The 17284-nt window shown below is 54.7% G+C and carries 12 protein-coding genes; 5 read left to right on the forward strand and 7 right to left on the reverse strand.

The features are described 5' to 3' along the window. Positions 1-33: 33 nt before the first annotated feature. From MT343_RS07475 to hrpB, 3 genes are all read right to left on the reverse strand, one after another. Complete coding sequence (locus MT343_RS07475; RefSeq protein WP_243989476.1) at positions 34-4659, reverse strand: tandem-95 repeat protein; 4626 nt, start codon at positions 4657-4659, stop codon at positions 34-36. An 8-nt stretch (positions 4660-4667) separates the two neighbouring features. Then, positions 4668-5222, reverse strand: coding sequence for a hypothetical protein (locus MT343_RS07480; protein WP_145469507.1), 555 nt, complete (start codon positions 5220-5222; stop codon positions 4668-4670). Between the two features lie 151 nt (positions 5223-5373). Then, a complete protein-coding gene (hrpB, locus tag MT343_RS07485; RefSeq protein WP_145469508.1) occupies positions 5374-7953 on the reverse strand; it encodes an ATP-dependent helicase HrpB in 2580 nt (859 codons plus the stop codon). 85 nt (positions 7954-8038) lie between these two features. Between hrpB and MT343_RS07490 the strand changes: the two genes are divergently transcribed. Next, the gene (locus MT343_RS07490; protein WP_145469509.1) at positions 8039-8236 is read left to right on the forward strand and encodes a tRNA (uracil-5-)-methyltransferase; all 198 of its coding nucleotides are present in this window, start codon (positions 8039-8041) and stop codon (positions 8234-8236) included. Positions 8237-8238: 2 nt separating this feature from the next. On the opposite strand, the gene MT343_RS07495 is transcribed toward MT343_RS07490, so the two are convergent. After that, a complete protein-coding gene (locus tag MT343_RS07495; RefSeq protein WP_186435948.1) occupies positions 8239-10467 on the reverse strand; it encodes a putative bifunctional diguanylate cyclase/phosphodiesterase in 2229 nt (742 codons plus the stop codon). Positions 10468-10652: 185 nt separating this feature from the next. Then, positions 10653-12068, reverse strand: a complete 1416-nt coding sequence (locus MT343_RS07500; RefSeq protein ID WP_145469511.1) for a 3-oxoacyl-ACP reductase — start codon at positions 12066-12068, stop codon at positions 10653-10655. Between the two features lie 241 nt (positions 12069-12309). Between MT343_RS07500 and MT343_RS07505 the strand changes: the two genes are divergently transcribed. The 4 genes from MT343_RS07505 to MT343_RS07520 all read left to right on the forward strand — a co-directional run bounded on the left by MT343_RS07505 (position 12310) and on the right by MT343_RS07520 (position 16200). After that, positions 12310-13620 (forward strand): acetyl-CoA C-acetyltransferase, encoded by a 1311-nt coding sequence (locus tag MT343_RS07505; RefSeq protein ID WP_145469512.1) that lies wholly within the window; start codon positions 12310-12312, stop codon positions 13618-13620. 833 nt (positions 13621-14453) lie between these two features. Continuing rightward, positions 14454-15671, forward strand: a complete 1218-nt coding sequence (locus MT343_RS07510) for an MFS transporter (protein ID WP_145470957.1) — start codon at positions 14454-14456, stop codon at positions 15669-15671. A 72-nt stretch (positions 15672-15743) separates the two neighbouring features. Next, positions 15744-15992, forward strand: coding sequence for a sulfurtransferase TusA (tusA, locus tag MT343_RS07515; RefSeq protein WP_145470958.1), 249 nt, complete (start codon positions 15744-15746; stop codon positions 15990-15992). After that, positions 15985-16200, forward strand: coding sequence for a hypothetical protein (locus MT343_RS07520; RefSeq protein ID WP_145470959.1), 216 nt, complete (start codon positions 15985-15987; stop codon positions 16198-16200). Before tusA ends, MT343_RS07520 begins: the two co-directional genes overlap by 8 nt. Positions 16201-16290: 90 nt before the next feature. Here MT343_RS07520 and MT343_RS07525 read toward each other — a convergent pair whose 3' ends face one another. Together MT343_RS07525 and MT343_RS07530 are read right to left on the reverse strand one after the other, a co-directional pair. Continuing rightward, positions 16291-16803 (reverse strand): SEL1-like repeat protein, encoded by a 513-nt coding sequence (locus MT343_RS07525; protein ID WP_145470960.1) that lies wholly within the window; start codon positions 16801-16803, stop codon positions 16291-16293. A 70-nt stretch (positions 16804-16873) separates the two neighbouring features. Next, entirely contained in the window at positions 16874-17260 is a 387-nt protein-coding gene (locus MT343_RS07530) for a hypothetical protein (protein WP_145470961.1), read from the reverse strand. Positions 17261-17284: the final 24 nt, after the last annotated feature.

A 17284-nucleotide genomic window follows, 5' to 3' on the forward strand; every position in this document is an offset into this window, starting at 1 on the left:
GCGGTCGATTATTTTTTCCGGGGGCAGGCTCAATCAGAGGGTACCTGCCCGTGTAAACCGGTTCCTGAACGTGGCAATTATTGGGTATAGCAATAATAAATACCAGAGCGCACCACCGCCCGATGGACCACCGGAACTGACAACAATCACTTCCGTTACAGGCTGTGGGGCACTGGCAACCAGTGTCACATTGATGGTCTGGCTGCTGAATGTTGTATTAATAGTAGTCGCTATCTGATCAATATTGCTATGCCGGATTTGTAATTGCAGCGGTGTTTTTATACTCAGGTCACCCAACCAGTTGTAGCTGACAGAGGTGCTGCTGATGCTGTTCAGTGAAAGTACTTCCTGACTGTCATCATCAAACAGCAGAGTCAGCTGCGGCAATTCAGTACTGAAATCGAAACCGCTGGCCTGAACAATGCCGTTAAGGCTGAAAGGCGACTGCAGTGCCGTCAGCGTCGCGGTTGCAGCGGTTTGTTCGCTGTCCAGATTCAGCCCGGCACTCAGATAACCATCTGCACTGATGTTCAGCTGCAGGCTCTCCTGAGGCAATTGCAGGCTGATGTTGCCATTGTTGTCTGCGCTGGCTGAAGACGGCAGCCCCCAAAGTTCAAAACGGCTGTCGGCAATAGCAGCAATCGCGGTACTGATGGCTTGCGTACTCTGATCGCTGACGCTGATCAGTACCGTTCTGCCGGGCTGCAGTGCCAGTTCCAGTTCGCCATCCGGCAGATTGCTGCCAGACGCGGTGATTACAGGCTGGCTGCTGCTACTGACCGCATTAAAGGTCAGTACCGCCGTGGCGGCATTGAAGTTTGCAGCATCATCGGCTGCGCTGATGGTGTTCAGGGCCGTGCCGTTGGCATCGCTGAAAGTAACTTCTGCTGAACTGCTGGACAGAGACAGCAGGGTAGCGGCAGGAGCACCTTCGACGGTAACTGTCTGGCTGGCCGACAGGGCCAGTGTCGGCGTTACATTGGTGATGACCCGCAGTGGACGTTCAATGTAATAGGTTGCGCTGAAGCCGTTGCCGTCGCTGACGGTCAGGGTATAGGTGCCAGCGAAGGCGCCACTGGTTGGCATGGCCAGAGAATAACGCTGAGTGCTGCTATCGTAGCTGAGCAGGTTGTCCTGCTGGCTGCCATTAAAGAACACAGAGGTTGTCAGCTGGCCGTCACCGCCACTGAGGGCAAGGCCGATTGAATTCAGCCCGGCGCTGAGAGTGTCACCATTACCCAGTATGGTTTCATTCTGCTGCAGTTCGAACTTCGGTAATACGGTAATCGCCAGGATTGCGCTGTCGGTCAGCAGGCCGTCGCTGACACTGAGACTGATACTGGCGGTACCGCTAAAGCCGCTATCGGCACTGATACTGAGCTGGTCAGCACTGATGCTGGCTGAGACGCCAGCGCTGCTGCTGAGGATGCTGTAAGTCAGACTGTTGTTATCGGCATCGGTAGCGCTGAGAGTGATATCGGCGCTGGTTTCCTGCAGCAGGGTCAGCGCCGCCGGAGGATTAAACACCGGCGCCTGATTGCTGGCTGACAGCACATTTACGCTGATGCTCTGCGATGTTGTGATATCACCATCACTGACAGCAACTTCAACCATGGTGACACCGCTGGTATCTGCAACCGGCGTCAGTGTCAGCGTGCTGCCGTTCAGGCTGCCGTCGATCTTGCTGCTGTCAAAATTCACCAGATTGAAAGTCAGAGAGCCCGCAGCGGTATCAATATCGGTGGCGGTCAGTGTGATGGTCAGAATGTCATCATTGGCGATATTAACGTTGTCCGTAGAGGTAAACACCGGGGCATCGTTAACCGGATCTACGGTGACGTTAACACTGGTGCTGTCAGTAAGCATGCCATCAGATACCTGTACCGTGATGCTGCCGGCACCGTTGTAGTCGGCTTGCGGAGCAATGGTTAAGGTGGCGCCACTGATGCTGGCGCCGAGCTCGGCCGTGGCTGAGGTAATACTGTAGGTCAGACTGTCACCATCGGCATCGGTCGCACTAACCGTCACATTCAGCGTGCTGTCTTCATTCAGTGTTTTCGCCGTAATGGCGCTGATAACCGGCGCATCATTAACCGGATCTACGGTGACATTAAAGCTGGTGCTGTCGCTCAGGGCGCCGTCGGAAACCTGTACGGTGATACTGCCGGCACCGCTGTAATTGGCTTGCGGAGCAATGGTTAAGGTGGTGCCGCTGATGCTGGCGCCGAGCTCGGCCGTGGCTGAGGTAATACTGTACGTCAGACTGTCACCATCAGCATCGGTCGCGCTAACCGTCACATTCAGCGTGCTGTCTTCATTCAGGGTTTTCGCGGTAATGGCAGTGAGCACCGGTGCATCGTTGATGACCCCGACGCTCACATTAAAGCTGGTGCTGTCCGTGAGAACGCCATCAGATACCTGTACCGTAATGCTGCCTGTACCGTTGTAATTGGCTTGCGGAGCAATGGTTAAGGTGGTGCCGCTGATGCTGGCGCCGAGCTCGGCCGTAGCTGAGGTAATACTGTACGTCAGACTGTCACCATCGGCATCGGTCGCGCTCAGCGTTACATTCAGCGTGGTATCTTCATTGAGCGTCTTGGCCGTAACAGTGCTGATCACGGGTGCATCGTTTACCGCATCAACGGTGACATTAAAGCTGGTGCTGTCGCTCAGGGCGCCGTCGGAAACCTGCACCGTAATGCTGCCTGTACCGTTGTAATTGGCTTGCGGAGCAATGGTTAAGGTGGTGCCGCTGATGCTGGCGCCGAGCTCGGCCGTAGCTGAGGTAATACTGTACGTCAGACTGTCACCATCGGCATCGGTCGCGCTCAGCGTTACATTTAGCGTGGTATCTTCATTGAGCGTCTTGGCCGTAACAGTGCTGATCACGGGTGCATCGTTTACCGCATCAACGGTGACATTAAAACTGGTGCTGTCCGTGAGAATGCCATCGGATACCTGTATGACGATACTGCCGGAGCCGTTGTAGTTAGTCTGCGGTGCAATGGTTAAAGTGGTGCCGCTGATGCTGGCGCCCAGTTCGGTTGTGGCGAAAGTAATGCTGTAGGTTAATGAGCTGCTGTCGATATCTGTGGCACTCAGGGCAACATCCAGCGTGGCATCTTCGTTCAGGGTTTTGGCTGTAATAGTGCCTATGACCGGTGCATCGTTTACCGCATCAACGGTGACATTAAAACTGGTGCTGTCGCTCAGGGTACCGTCGGATACCTGTACCGTAATGCTGCCGGCACCGTTGAAATTGGCTTGTGGCGCAATGGTTAAGGTGGTGCCGCTGATGCTGGCGCCGAGCTCGGTTGTGGCAGAAGTGATGCTGTAGGTTAATGAACCATTATCAATGTCGGTGGCGCTCAGTGTTACACCCAGCGTGGCATCTTCGTTCAGGGTTTTGGCTGTAATAGTGCCTATGACCGGTGCATCGTTTACCGCATCAACGGTGACATTAAAACTGGTGCTGTCGGTCAGGGCGCCATCGGATACCTGTACGGTGATACTGCCGGAGCCGTTGTAATTGGCTTGCGGTGTGATGGTTAAGGTGGTGCCGCTGATGCTGGCGCCCAGCTCTGTGGTTGCCGAGGTGATGCTGTACGTCAGGCTATCCCCATCAGCATCGGTCGCGCTCAGTGTTACATTCAGCGTGCCATCTTCATTCAGGGTTTTCGCGGTAATCGTTCCCATCTCCGGCGCGCTGTTGGCAGTTGCTGCCAGTGTCCAGCCGATGTCCGCCAGCAGATATTTGGCCAGGCCGGCGTCATCAAGAAACTCAGTGTACTGCGGTTCCATAATTTCATTGGGGGTGGCAGCAGTATCAAAATGGCTGACTGAGGACCCCGGGGTATAGCTTGTGGGGGCGTACATCTGCATGCGGCTATTGTTAACTCCAGCGCTGAAGCCGCCCAGCTGAGCATTGGTTTGGGCACCATCCCAGACCAGATTGCCATTATTAATGGTGGCAGCTGCCCGCTGTGATTGGTTCAGGGTTGTCACCCGGGCACTTTGCGTCGCATCGTAAAGCAGTTTGCTGTAAGGGTCATAAACGTAATTACCATTGACCGTCGCACCAGTGCTGCCGTCAGGGTTCAGTAACGACAGAAAGCCCATACCGTGCATGATTTCATGTAAAACGACCGACAGCAGTGAATTACCATTGCCGGCCGGATCATCAAATCCCAGATACCAGCCTGAGCTTTGTAAGCAGCCGGGATTACCAATGCCACTGTTGAACTGGGCGTTAATTTCGGTCGCTGCCGGGGTTACATCGCTGCCCTGCAGCTGGTTTGCCAGAGCATCGGCATACACCGTCCATTCACTGCCATCGTTAATAAACTCATAGTCGGCAGCACCGGCGCTGCCCAGTGTGGCGCTGTTGGTATCGCAGAAGAGTGGGTCAAAGGAGGAGTTGACGTTAACGGTGACGGCAATGTCGAAGGTTGCGTTAAGAATATCGGCAGCGCGGTTAAACACCGCCAGACGCTGCGCGCCTAAGGTAGTGGCTGTGTTACCGCCGATCGCGCTGACTGCAGTGGTATCGTTAAAGCCTTCGCCGGCACCATCGGCATTAACAATCTGAATGCCGGCAGCATAGGACTGAGCCGCACCGAACAGTGTCAAAGCAAAAAAAGAGACTTTCAGACAATGCATAACAGACCTCATGGCTTAGCGGGTTCAGTCGTGGCGGGAGCCATCTGGGGTTGCGGGGACGAAGCTGGCTGATCTGCGATGGGATAAACGATGCGCTCTTCGGTGCGCAGCTGACCGTTCTCATCGATAAAAGCCACAATAACCGTGTGATACTGGCCTTTGGCATCCATGGAGTAGCCGCCAGAGCGATTGGGTGTCAGCAGTAGCTGGCTTTGCGGAATCCGGCGCTGTTCGATATCGGCGGCTAACGCCGGTGGCAGGGAATACTGTCCCTCATCCTGAGGATGGGTATGCAATGGCCCTTTGGCTGTCAGAGTCAGATCTGGCTGGCGGATTGGCAGCGGCGAGGCCGGAGTCGTGTTGTCGGACTGGTTAACATCCGGTGTGGTAATAACGGGCGTCTGAGCAGCTGCTGATTGTTCAGGTTGCCCGGAATGACTACCGGCGACTTCTACCAGAGACTGCCGGCTTATCTGGCTGCCAATAATGACAGCCAGTGTCAGTGCAGAAAACCCCAGCAGTACAGCTACTTTCTTAGCGGATATCGTGTGTTTAACGGACATAACCCAGCCTGAACATCGGTGTGTTTAAAAGGCTAGTGGGTTATGCACAAATAACCACTGCACCGGGTAATGATTAGTTACGCCGTGTACTGTTGATTTTTATATTATTTCTCGTTTAAAGAGTCTTCAGGCGGTGCTTCCGTAACCCCTGTTATTGCCGCTTGCTCAGCGCGCGTTTGGTCAGGGCGGTGGCTTCGGCGCTGAGCGGGTCTTCCGGCCAGGGATGTTTCGGATAGCGGCCACGCATGTCTTTGCGCACCTCCGCATAGGTGTTACGCCAGAAGTGTGGCAGATCGCGGGTGACCTGCAGTGGCCGGCGCGCCGGTGACAGCAGGTGAATCAGTAAGGGCAGGCGGCCGTTAAGAACGGCGGGCTGGCCCTCGTAGCCAAACATTTCCTGCAGTTTTACGGCCAGTACCGGCGGTTGATTCTGGGTGTCCTGGCGGTTCGGATCGTTGCTGTACTGCAGTTCAATGCGCGAGCCACTGGCAACCTGCCAGTGCGTCGGCAAGAGCTGTGCGAGCTGTTGCTGCTGTTCCCAGCCGAGCAGACTGAGCAGGGCATCGGCCAGCGCGATTTTATTAAGGTCACGCAGATTACGGGCGTTGTCGCAAAACGGCAGCAACCAGTCATCCAGCCGTTGCAGCAGGCCCAGATCGCTGACATCCGGCCATTTCTCGGCTTCAGCGCTGTTGGGATTCAGATACTGAGCCGCCAGCGCTATGCGGCTGCGTACGGTGTTGGCGTCATCCTGCCAGGGCAGGTCGCTCAGGCCACGCTGCATAAAGTAATCACGCCAGGCCTGTTGCCAGTCGGCGGCAGACAGCGCCGGCAGCGGCTTGCTGTTCAGGATCAGCTGTCCCAGACACTGATGGCGCAGGGCTTTCAGCTGGCCGCTGTCGTTCCAGCCAATCTCGGTGCGCTCGCTGAACAGTTGTGGGGCGATTTCCTGTAAGGACGCCAGGCTGTTGCTGTGCAGCGTTGCCGCCAGACGGATACGGTCCGGCTGGCCGCCGCTGATATCGGCAATGGCCAGGTAATCGGCGTTGTGCAGATCGCTGTTATGTTGCAGTTCGGCGCCGCTGCCAGCGCTTAAACGAAACGTCTGGGCATTAGCGCTGCGTTTCTGTGCGATGCGATCGGGAAAGGCGAGGGCTATGATCAGGCTGCAATCCAGAGCGGGGCTGCTATCCGGAGCAGGGTTGTCATCGGGAGTATTGGGCGAAGAGGTTGCCTGCAGCTGCCGCTGCCAGCGCTGTGCCAGCGGGCGAACGCGGTTATTCCATAAGCCTTGCTGGCGGCGCGCCTGGCTCAGCAGACGTTCGGCATCATCGCTGTGACGCTGCTGGTGGGGCCATTCCTGCAGTACGGCAACCAGTTCACAGGCTTCTGCCGCCATACCCAGCTGTTGTGCGCAGAGCAGGGCATGGGCCCAGCGTGGCTCGAGGCCGAGGGCGGCGCAGCGCTGACCATGTTCGTTCAGGCGCAGCGGCGCATCCGGCTGCAGCATCCCCAGCTGAGTCAGCACCTGCCGGGCCTGATTGAGGCTGGCGGCAGGCGGAGGCGTAAGCCATAGCAGATCGTTAAGATCCGCGCCCCAGTGCAGTAATTCCAGCAGCAGCGGCGCCAGATCGGCATCCAGAATTTCGGCGCGGATATGGGGCTCGCGCCGGCTTTGTTCTTCTTCGCGCCATAAGCGGTAGCAGAAGCCTTCTGCCTGACGTCCGGCGCGGCCTGCACGCTGGACACTGGATGCCTGCGAAATAGTACGGGTCTGCAGTTGGCTGATGCCACTGGCCGGAGAGAAGCTCATCCTCCGCTCAAGACCGGAATCCACCACGATGCGCACGCCATCAATGGTCAGCGAGCTTTCGGCAATGTTGGTGGCCAGAATGACTTTGCGCATGCCCGCGGGCGCGGGGGTCAGTGCGGTTTTCTGTTCACTGTCGCTCAGCTGGCCATGAAGGGGGGCAAGCAGTACTCCGCTCAGCGTCTCCTGCAGCAGTGTCTGCACGCGGCTGATGTCGGCGACACCGGGTAAAAACGCCAGCACATCGCCATCGTTATGAGTATTGAGGGCTTCACGGATAACGCTGGCGCAGTGCTCGGCCAGGCGGACGTTACTGTTTGGCAGAGGCCGGTAAAAATGACTGACCGCAAAACCACGGCCGGGGCTGTGCAACAGCGGCGCCTGCAGTTTATCGCCGAGGCTGTCGGCATCAAGGGTGGCGGACATCACCAGAAGCCGCAGCTCCGGCCGCAATAGCTGCTGACACTGATGCGCCAGTGCCAGCGCCAGGTCGGAATGCAGGTTACGCTCGTGGAATTCATCGAAAATAATCAGGCCGACACCGTTAAGCTCAGGATCATCCTGCAACATGCGGGTGAGAATACCTTCGGTAACCACCTCGATCCGGGTAGCGGCTGATACCTTTTGCTCCAGCCGGATGCGGTAGCCGACGGTTTCACCAACCGCTTCATTCAGCTGCTGCGCCATAAAGCGGGCGGCGTTACGGGCGGCCAGGCGACGGGGTTCCAGCATGATAATCTTCTGTCCGCCGAGCCAGTTTTCCTGCAACAGAGCCAGTGGTACGCGGGTGGTTTTACCAGCGCCGGGTTCGGCACTCAGCAGCACATTCATATGCGTGCTCAGCTGTATGCTCAGGTCAGGCAGAAGCGGATCAATGGGCAGGGCAGAAGGCGATGATGGCGAGTCAGGCGATGTGGTCACAACAGCAGCTTTGTTCCGTCAGAAAAGACTTATGCTACCATGGCCTGACTATGGCGGCGTCCTGCTATCAGCGATAGGAGCAATAATGTCAGAGCCTAAAGAATCCGGAAGTACCGTGGTGGATTTTCGCCAGGCTGGTGAAAAGCACCGTCATGCGCGTATGCATGATGAAAAAGAAGCCAAAGTGGAAGCCATGCGTGAGCGCTTTGCGGCGGCATTGCCGGATAAAAAAACACCGGTTAAAGATTATCTGAAGAAAAAACGGGCAAAGAAAAAGCGCTGAGATCAGTCGCGCCCGGTACCGGCTTTATAGCCCTGCAGAAATTTCAGCAGATCAGGCTCTGGCAAAGGTTTTGCCAATAAGTAGCCCTGAATATTGTCACAATCTTTGCTGCGCAGCAGGGCCTCTTCTTCTTCTGTTTCTACCCCTTCAGCAATCACGCTCATATTCAGGCTGTGGCCGAGGGTAATAATGGTATCTACCAATGCCTGCTTACGGGGATTGGCAGTCATCTGATGAATAAAGCTGCGGTCGATTTTCAGTTTATCGGCGGGAAACGCGGCCAGATACGACAGCGATGAGAAACCGGTACCGAAGTCATCGAGTGCAACGCGTATTCCGGCCTGTTGCAGTTTTTGCAGAAAGGTGCGGGTTTCCTGTTGATTACGGATCAGCAGACTCTCGGTAATTTCAACCAGCAGACTACCGTGTGAAACTCCGGATTCTTCAACCTGAGCAATAATTTTATCGGCCAGGCTATGGTCATAAAATTCGGCGGTGGACACGTTAACAGCAATCGGAACATGAAGTCCCTGTTGCTGCAGGCGATTAATCATGGCCAGTGCTTCCTGTCTGACCCATTGGCCGATTTCACGGATCATGCCGGTTTTTTCCGCTAATGGAATAAACAGATCCGGGCGTACCAGTCCCCGTTCCGGATGATTCCAGCGAATCAGCGCTTCCAGCTGCACTATGCAATTGTCGCTGAGGCGTTTTATTGGCTGATAATGCAGCTCCAGCTGATTACGGCTGACGGCAAAATGCATTTCCTGATGCAGTAAAGCCTGGGTTTTTGCTGCTTCGAACATGGCCGGTGTAAAAAAAGCGTAGCCATTACGGCCGGCATTTTTCGCCGCATAAACCGCCTGTTCGGCAGCCTTGAGTAATTGTTCCAGTGTGCTGCCATCACCGGGGTAGCAACTGATGCCGATACTGGAAGAAATGCGGCAGTCGCGCATCTGGCGGATGGTCAGGCTGCGGCTGACATTTTTCAGTAATTTGTCGGCTAACTCCCGCAGCGCCTGCTGATCGTGTTCACCGGTAATAATAAAACCAAATTCGTCGCCACCGAGGCGGGCAATGGTGTCCTGTGGACGCATGCTCTGTTGCAGGCGGGTGCCGACCTTAACCAGTAATTCATCACCGGCATCGTGACCCAGGGTATCGTTGATTTCTTTAAAGTAATCGAGGTCCATCAGCAACACAGAAAACGCGCGTTGCTTACGTCGCCCCTGTTCCAGAGTCCAGTTCAGGCGTTCATAAAACAGATTGCGGTTGGGCAGGCTGGTGAGTAGATCGTAGCTGGCCTGATACTGAATGGTTTCTTCCGAGCGTTTACGTTCGCTGATGTCGCTGATCAGGGCAACGTAACGCTTGATTTCGTTTTGTTCATTACGGACGACGGAAAAGCACAGCTCGGCATTAAAGCGTTCACCATTACGGCGGCTGATCAGCAGTTCAGTTGTCCAGCTGCGCCAGGATGGCAATTTATCGAGGATGTCGCGGTACTGCTGCAGGGATTTACTGTCGGCGGAGAAGAAACCGGGTTTGCGGCTGAGCACTTCAGCGGCGGGGTAACCGGTTATCTGACTGAAAGCGGGATTAACTTCGACAATATTAAATTCGCTGTCGGTAATAATCAGCCCCAGCGGCAGATGCTGGGTAATGGTTTCGGTCAGCTGGCGGTGGTTCTGGGCGCGGCGGAATTCGATACTGGCCTGAGCCAGGCGGGCGGCTTCGTGAATCAGCAGCAGGTCGAGGCCGGTTGGATGGCGCACCTCACGATAGTAAAGGCCAAATACGCCGAGCACCGTACCTTTACTGCCCACAATCGGCTGCGACCAGCAGGCCCGCAGATTGGCCTGAGCAGCCAGCTCGCGGTAATCCTGCCAGTAAGGATGACGCTGAATATCCTCAACAATGACCAGGCGTGAGGTGGCTGCAGCGGTTCCACAGGAACCGACCCCCTCACCAATGCTGAGATCATTCATTGCTGCGACGTAAAAATCAGGAAGGTTAGGAGCTGCGCCGGGAAGCAGGCGTTTGCCGTCATCGCTGAGCAGCATGATGGAGGCAATACAGTCGGGTTGTTTTTCCTGAATCAGCAGTACCAGTTCATTCAGCAGCATTTCCAGCGGACGGCCACTGAGCAGCATTTCCAGAAAATGGTTATAGCGGCCAATACCGAGACGAGAAACGTCACTCAGACCATGCTGGATAGAATTTTGGGGCATACACTGCATTCAGATGAAGACTGAACCCAAGTGTAGCGGTATCTGCAGGATTTGAAACTGCTGTCGCAGGAATGGGGCCTGTGCAAAGCGGGAATGAGAGGGTATTTATTCTGTGGTTGCGCTGGATCAGGAAAAAGCACCACTTCCGGAAATCCGGAGGCGGTGCTTTTTATCAGCGTCAGATATTACGCACCGACCAGTGACTGGCCACAGACACGGACGATGTTACCGCTGACACCGGAAGCCGCCGGATTGGCAAAAAACGCGATGGTTTCCGCCACATCAACCGGCTTACCGCCCTGCGACAGAGAGTTCAGGCGACGGCCGATTTCACGGGTCATCAGCGGGATGGCATCGGTCATCGCGGTTTCGATAAAGCCCGGTGCCACGGCATTGATGGTGATGTCTTTGGCCATCAGTTCGTCGGCCATGTACTGCACATAACCGATCACACCGGCTTTGGAGGCCGCGTAGTTGGTCTGACCGGTCTGGCCGGCGATACCGTTCATCGACGATACGCAGATGATGCGGCCGCCGTTGTTCAGCGTACCCTGTTCAAACAGCACGTGATTGATGCGCTCTTCCGCCGACAGGTTGATGTCGATGGTCATGTTCCACCAGTGTTCCGGCATATTGGCCAGGGTCTTGTCGCGGGTGATACCGGCGTTATGCACGATGATGTCGCCACCGCCCATTTCTTTCAGTTTGTCGGAAATCTGTTGTGGTGCCTCGGCGGATGAGATATCACCGAGCAGGGTTTCACCACCGATTTCGGCCATCACGCGGCGCAGATCGCCTTCCGCTGGCGGAATATCCAGACCCAGAACGGTCGCGCCGTCGCGCGCCAGAGTACGGGCGATGGACTCACCGATACCACGGGAAGCACCGGTCACCAGCGCGACTTTACCGGTCAGCGGCTTGTGCCAGTCCGGGTAGGTAACGTCCTGCGCTTTACGCACGGTCAGAACCTGACCATCGACATAAGCGGACTTGGCGGAGATCACAAAACGGAACGCGGCATCGAGGTTTTTCTCGGCACCGGTTTCAACGTAGATTGCCTGAGCGGTGGCGCTTTTCTTGCCGATTTCCTTAGCCACAGAACGGGAGAAACCTTCCAGGGCGCGCATGGCGGCCGCCTGTTCGCCGGTGGTGGCTTTCATATGCGGACGACCCAGCACGATCACACGGCCGTTGCTGTTCAGCTTACGCATCACCGGGTTAAAGAAGTAATACAGCTGGTTCAGGTCAGCGGTGTCGGCAAAGCCGGAAGCGTCGAATACAAAAGCATCGAACTTGTCGGTCATATCGGCGCTGCATTCAATGCCAACGGCCTTAACACCGTGCTCGGCAGCAGCAGCCACGATGGCGGCAGCGGTTTTTGCTGCTGCCGGGAAGAATACGCTGGCCTTGGCATCTTTCAGGTTGCGCATGATGTCACTCAGCAGCGCGGCGTTTTCGCAGGCGCCGATCAGCACACGGCCTTCAAAGTAAGTCGCCTGATTCGGGTTGTAGCGTTTCAGTTCAATCGATTTGGGCAGAACTGATTTCATCAGACTGCGGCCCATACTGCTGTCGAGTACAGATTCAATAAAATTGCTCATGGTCGGGTCCTGATTAACACACAGATAACAAAGAAAATGGCACAGCGCCGGACGGTAGCAGATTACAGCAGCAATTATCAGGAGTGAAATTGACCAGATAAGAGGGGAAAACTGTCACTTCAGCCAATGCCAGCCCTTGTGCGGGCGCTAAACTGAGCAGCGTTTATGGCAGAGTACGCTGAGCCTGCCGTTGTGATATCTATGTTTACCCAATAATCAGACCCAATACAGGATTTCCGGCATGACCAAGAGCAGTGCTAAACAGACCATCCGCCGCGTAGCCATCATTGGCGGTAACCGTGTTCCTTTTGCGCGTTCCAACACCGCGTATTCCTATGCCTCTAACCAGGACATGCTGACCGCAGCGCTGAATGGTCTGGTTAACCGTTACAACCTGCAGGGCGAGCAGATTGGCGAATTCATTGCCGGTGCGGTAATCAAGCACAGCCGTGACTTTAACCTCGCGCGTGAAACCCTGCTCAGTACCGCCCTCGACCCACGTACTCCGGGTGTTGATATTCAGCAGGCCTGTGGTACCGGTCTGCAGGCCATCATTATGGCGGCGAATAAAATTGCCCTGGGCCAGATCGACAGCGCGATTGCCGGTGGTTCCGATACCACTTCCGATGCGCCGATCGGTGTGAACGAAGGCCTGCGTAAAATCCTGCTGGACGTAAACCGCGCCAAGACCACCGGTGAAAAGCTCAAGCTGCTGGCGAAAATCCGCCCTAAGCATCTGGCGCCGCTGGTTCCGCGCAACGGCGAGCCACGCACCAATCTGTCCATGGGCGAGCACACCGAGCTGACGGTAAAAGAGTGGGGCATCTCGCGCGAAGAGCAGGACGAAATCGCCTTCAACAGCCACACCAATCTGCTGGCCGCTTACGACCGTGGTTTCTTCGATGATCTGGTCAGCCCTTACCTGGGTCTGGAAAAAGATAACCTGGCGCGCACGCCGAATCTGGAAAAGCTGGCCAGCCTGAAACCAGCTTTCGATAAGAAATCCGGTAAAGGCACACTGACCGCCGGTAACTCCTCGGCGCTGACCGATGGTGCTTCTGTGGTTCTGCTGGCTTCTGAAGAGTGGGCGAAAGCACACAACCTGCCGGTTAAGGCTTACCTGAGCTTCCATGAAACCGCATCTGTCGATTTCTTCGGTAAAGACGGCAACAAAGATAAAGAAGGTCTGCTGCTGGCACCGGCTTATGCCGTACCACGTATGCTGGAGCGTGCTGGTCTGACCCTGCAGGACTTTGATTTCTACGAAATCCACGAAGCCTTTGCCGGTGTTGTCGCTTCCACCCTGAAGGCCTGGGAAGACGAGAAATTCTGCAAAGAAAAACTCGGTCTGGACAAGCCGCTGGGTAGCATCGACCGCAGCAAGCTGAACGTGAACGGTTCCTCCATTGCGACCGGCCATCCATTTGCCGCCACCGGCGGCCGTATTGTGGCCTCGCTGGCGAAAATGCTGGAAGAGAAAGGTTCAGGCCGTGGTCTGATCTCGATCTGTGCCGCTGGCGGTCAGGGCGTTGTGGCTATTCTGGAACGCTGAGCCGTTCCAGACCGAAACAACAACGCACCAACGAGACAATAACTACACTCTCACCTCATAATACTTATAAATTTAACCCCGCTTTGCGGGGTTTTTTTATGGGCCGATTTATCTCCGTTTTTGCGGTAATACTGTGCACTTAAGCAACCAGCCAGCGCTGACTGCATGTGAACAGCCTTTGCGGGGCAAGCCCCTGCGCCCCAATCCGGGGACCTTCTCCCCGGGCCCCTGCTTTGCGCTTTCTGGCCCGTGATCCTTATTCACTCGGTTTTTACTGACCACGCGTATATTGGCCATCCATGGCCGGATACGCTTGTCTGGCATCCATGCCAGACAGATCGTAAAAACTATCGCTCATGGCGGCGGGCCCAGAGGCGCGGTTTATCTCAGCCGCAACGCCGCTTTTATCGAACAATAATGTCCGTTCTGAAAAGCCGCTTGGCGGAATAATCAATGCGCCTGCAGGACGCCGGAATGAAGAGCACTGAGCCGGCGCGTCTCTGCATGGATGCAGAGCGAGCGGATAGGGCCATGGATGGCCCATTATCCGCGTTGCCGTGACCGAGGTGGTCTGAATGGAGGAAAAAGGCCTGCACAGCGCGAAGCTGGGGTCGGCCCGCCGGCAAGGGGATAAGTTCCCCTGGGAGGCATTGGGCGTTTCAATATGAGTTAAAACGTTAAGTGAACAACATTACGCTTTTGCGTTTTTTTATGCACTGAATAGCAGGTATGTGTAACTGGCACAGTCGCAGCGCAATGTGTAAAGTCAGCCGCGTCAGCTTTGTGAGCCGACTGCAGCAGATAAAAAGCAGAACAACAAAAGAAGAAACAGAATGAATAAATGGCTGGCCTTAAGCGGGCTTTATATTGTGCAGGGTTTGCCCCACGGCTTTTTCGGGCAGGCGATGCCGGCGCTGATGCGTAAGCAGGGCATGGATCTGACCATTATTGGTCTGTTGTCTTTGCTGGCGCTGCCCTGGGCGCTGAAATTTATCTGGGCGCCCTGGCTCGACCGTATTTCCCTGCGAAAACATGAATTCCGCCGCAGCTGGATTCTGACCATGAATTACAGTGCGGTGGCGGTATTGGTGGTGATTGCCAGTCAGCCACTGGATTTATGGACCGGGCAGGCGATGGCGGTGTTTGTCGGCTTGCTGTTAATGCTTAATACCCTGATGGCGACACAGGATATCGCCACCGATGCCATGGCCGTAGAAAACCTGCCGCCGGAGCAGCGCGGTATAGGTAATGGAATTCAGGTCGCCGGTTACCGGGTCGGGATGATTCTGGCCGGTGGCGCGCTGGTGTCGCTGTATCCGCTGCTGGGCTGGCAGAATTCATTGTTGCTGCTGGCGTTGCTGATGCTATTGGGATCGCTGCCGTTGTGGTGGTTTAAGCCGCAGCCGCATGTGGTTGACCGCCAGCCGTTGTGGCCTTTGTGGCTGGGCTTTTTCCGCCTGAAATACGCCGCGTTCTGGCTGCTGTTTCTGCTGGTGTATAAATTCGGTGATGCCTTTGGCACACCGATGATCCGACCGATGCTGAGCGATGCCGGAGTGACGCTGGAGCAGATGGGCCTGATTCTGGGAACCGTGGGTTTTCTGGCCGGTCTGCTTGGTGCGCTGGGTGGTGGTTGGCTGGTCGGTAAGCTCGGCCGGCAAAGCGCATTACTCGGATTTTTATTGCTCGAAGCGCTGGCGCTGCTGTCGTATCTCGGCCTGCAGCCGGCGGCAGGGCAGGCGCCGGACTGGCTGCATATTTATCTGGCGGTGATTGTTGAGCACATTGCCGGTGGTATGGCGACGGCAGCGTTATTTACCGTGATGATGGACCGCTGCCGCGAGCACTGTGCCGCCGCCGATTATGCCCTGCAAAGCTGTCTGGTGATTATTGCCGGTATGCTGGCCGGTGCACTTTCCGGTTTCAGCGCCAAAACTCTGGGGTATGATGGCCACTTTGTGCTGTCAGCCATTTTGTGTGTGGCGGCGATGAGTGCGGTCTGGGCGCTGGTACAGCGCGGTTTACTGCCGTCACGCAAGGCTCTGGTCTGAGTGAACACAGGCTCTGCAGACAAAACGAGCGGACAGTACGACCAGGCAAAACGAACAGGTAAGAAGAGAGTTATGAACGACACAGCCATTGATTTTCACCTCGACACCAAAGGGCTGTTCTGCCCGGAACCGGTGATGATGCTGCATAACCAGATCCGCGATATGAAGATTGGTCAGGTGGTGGAAATTCTCGCCACCGACCCTTCGACCCGGCGCGATTTTTTAAAATTCTGCAATTTTCTGGAGCATGAATTATTGCTGCAGGAAGAGGTTGATGGCGTGTTCCGTTTTCTGATTAAAAAGGCGAGTGACGATGAGTGAGTCTGATATCAGCGAGTCATTTGATATGAAAGGCACATCTGATGTGAGAGCGGAATCGCAGAGCGAACCTGAAGAAAACCCGCTGGAAGCAATCCGCCGTATGCGCCAGCAAAAACTTCATGCCTGTGCGTTAAAACAGAAGGCAGAAATGGAAGAGATGCTGGCTACCGCGGATGAAAAAGCCCGGAATCAGGATAGCGCGGACTGAATTGCTAAAAATACGAGAGGTGGTTGCGCTTAAGTCTGAGCTAAGGCTCAACGTCGTTGGCTTCGACAGATTGAGTTGGTTATGCATTCTTTACTTACTCAGCTCACGTAAATACTTATTAATACTTTTAAGAATCACCGGATCTGAATCCTCTTTTCCCTTATAGATCAACTGAGATTTTTCACAGTGTTTCCGTGCCTTGGCAGGGTTATATGTTGGTTCAGCTAAATCAGCGTACGCATGACATAGATGGTATTCAGCCTCGTAATGACCCAACGCTATCGCCTCGCGCCAGTATCGAACCGCTGTTTCTTTATCCACTTCTGTGCCATATCCGAAAAACTTCATATACCCTAGGTTATTCAAAACATTGATCTTAAGTTCTTCATCCTCCTCCGAACTGATATCGAGATTTGCTAATTTCTCCCAATTAGCTACCGATAACGAGTAATCCTCGTTGCGATAGTGGCATGTACCTGTATAGAAGTATTTTTCGATTTCACTCGATTTTTCGTTTAGGCCAATAGCTTCGTAACTGCAGTCTTCCTTTGCAAACGAAGATGCTGCTAACAGACATAACGAAAGCCCTAAAAATACTCTCATGCTCTTCTCTTTGTATAACGCCTAGGCTAAGGGACGGCGCTTTGCGCCGTCCAATGCCTTGAGCCTCTTGTTATGAGCCTTCTGGCTCACTTTTATATTTGAACTCATATGGAGTGCACCGACTATTGCCGTAACTAAAGGTCACTTCAAATTCATATTTACCGCTTCTAATGGCAGCGATAAACTCCGGCAACTCATTTTCTAATTTGTTGGCCTGAGCAGTCTTAGATATCAGGTTGCCATCTTCAAAAATTGAATACGTTCCAGAGTAGTAAGGTATACCCTCAAACTCATTCGGTGCGACAATTTGTACCTCTTTACAGTCTTCACAAAGCGTAGAATCTCTAATCAGAACTCTGAATCCTTGATTTTCTGAGACCTCTAGGTTTTTCGGGCCAATCACGCATGCAAATGAGACCTGCGAGATGAAAAGAGTTATAAAAATTAGAAGTTTCATTTACGGATCATAACGCTGCCAACA

This window comes from Venatorbacter sp. C2-1, from assembly GCF_022832715.1.
GTDB classification, from domain to species: Bacteria; Pseudomonadota; Gammaproteobacteria; order Pseudomonadales; family Oceanobacteraceae; genus Venatoribacter; species Venatoribacter alkanivorans.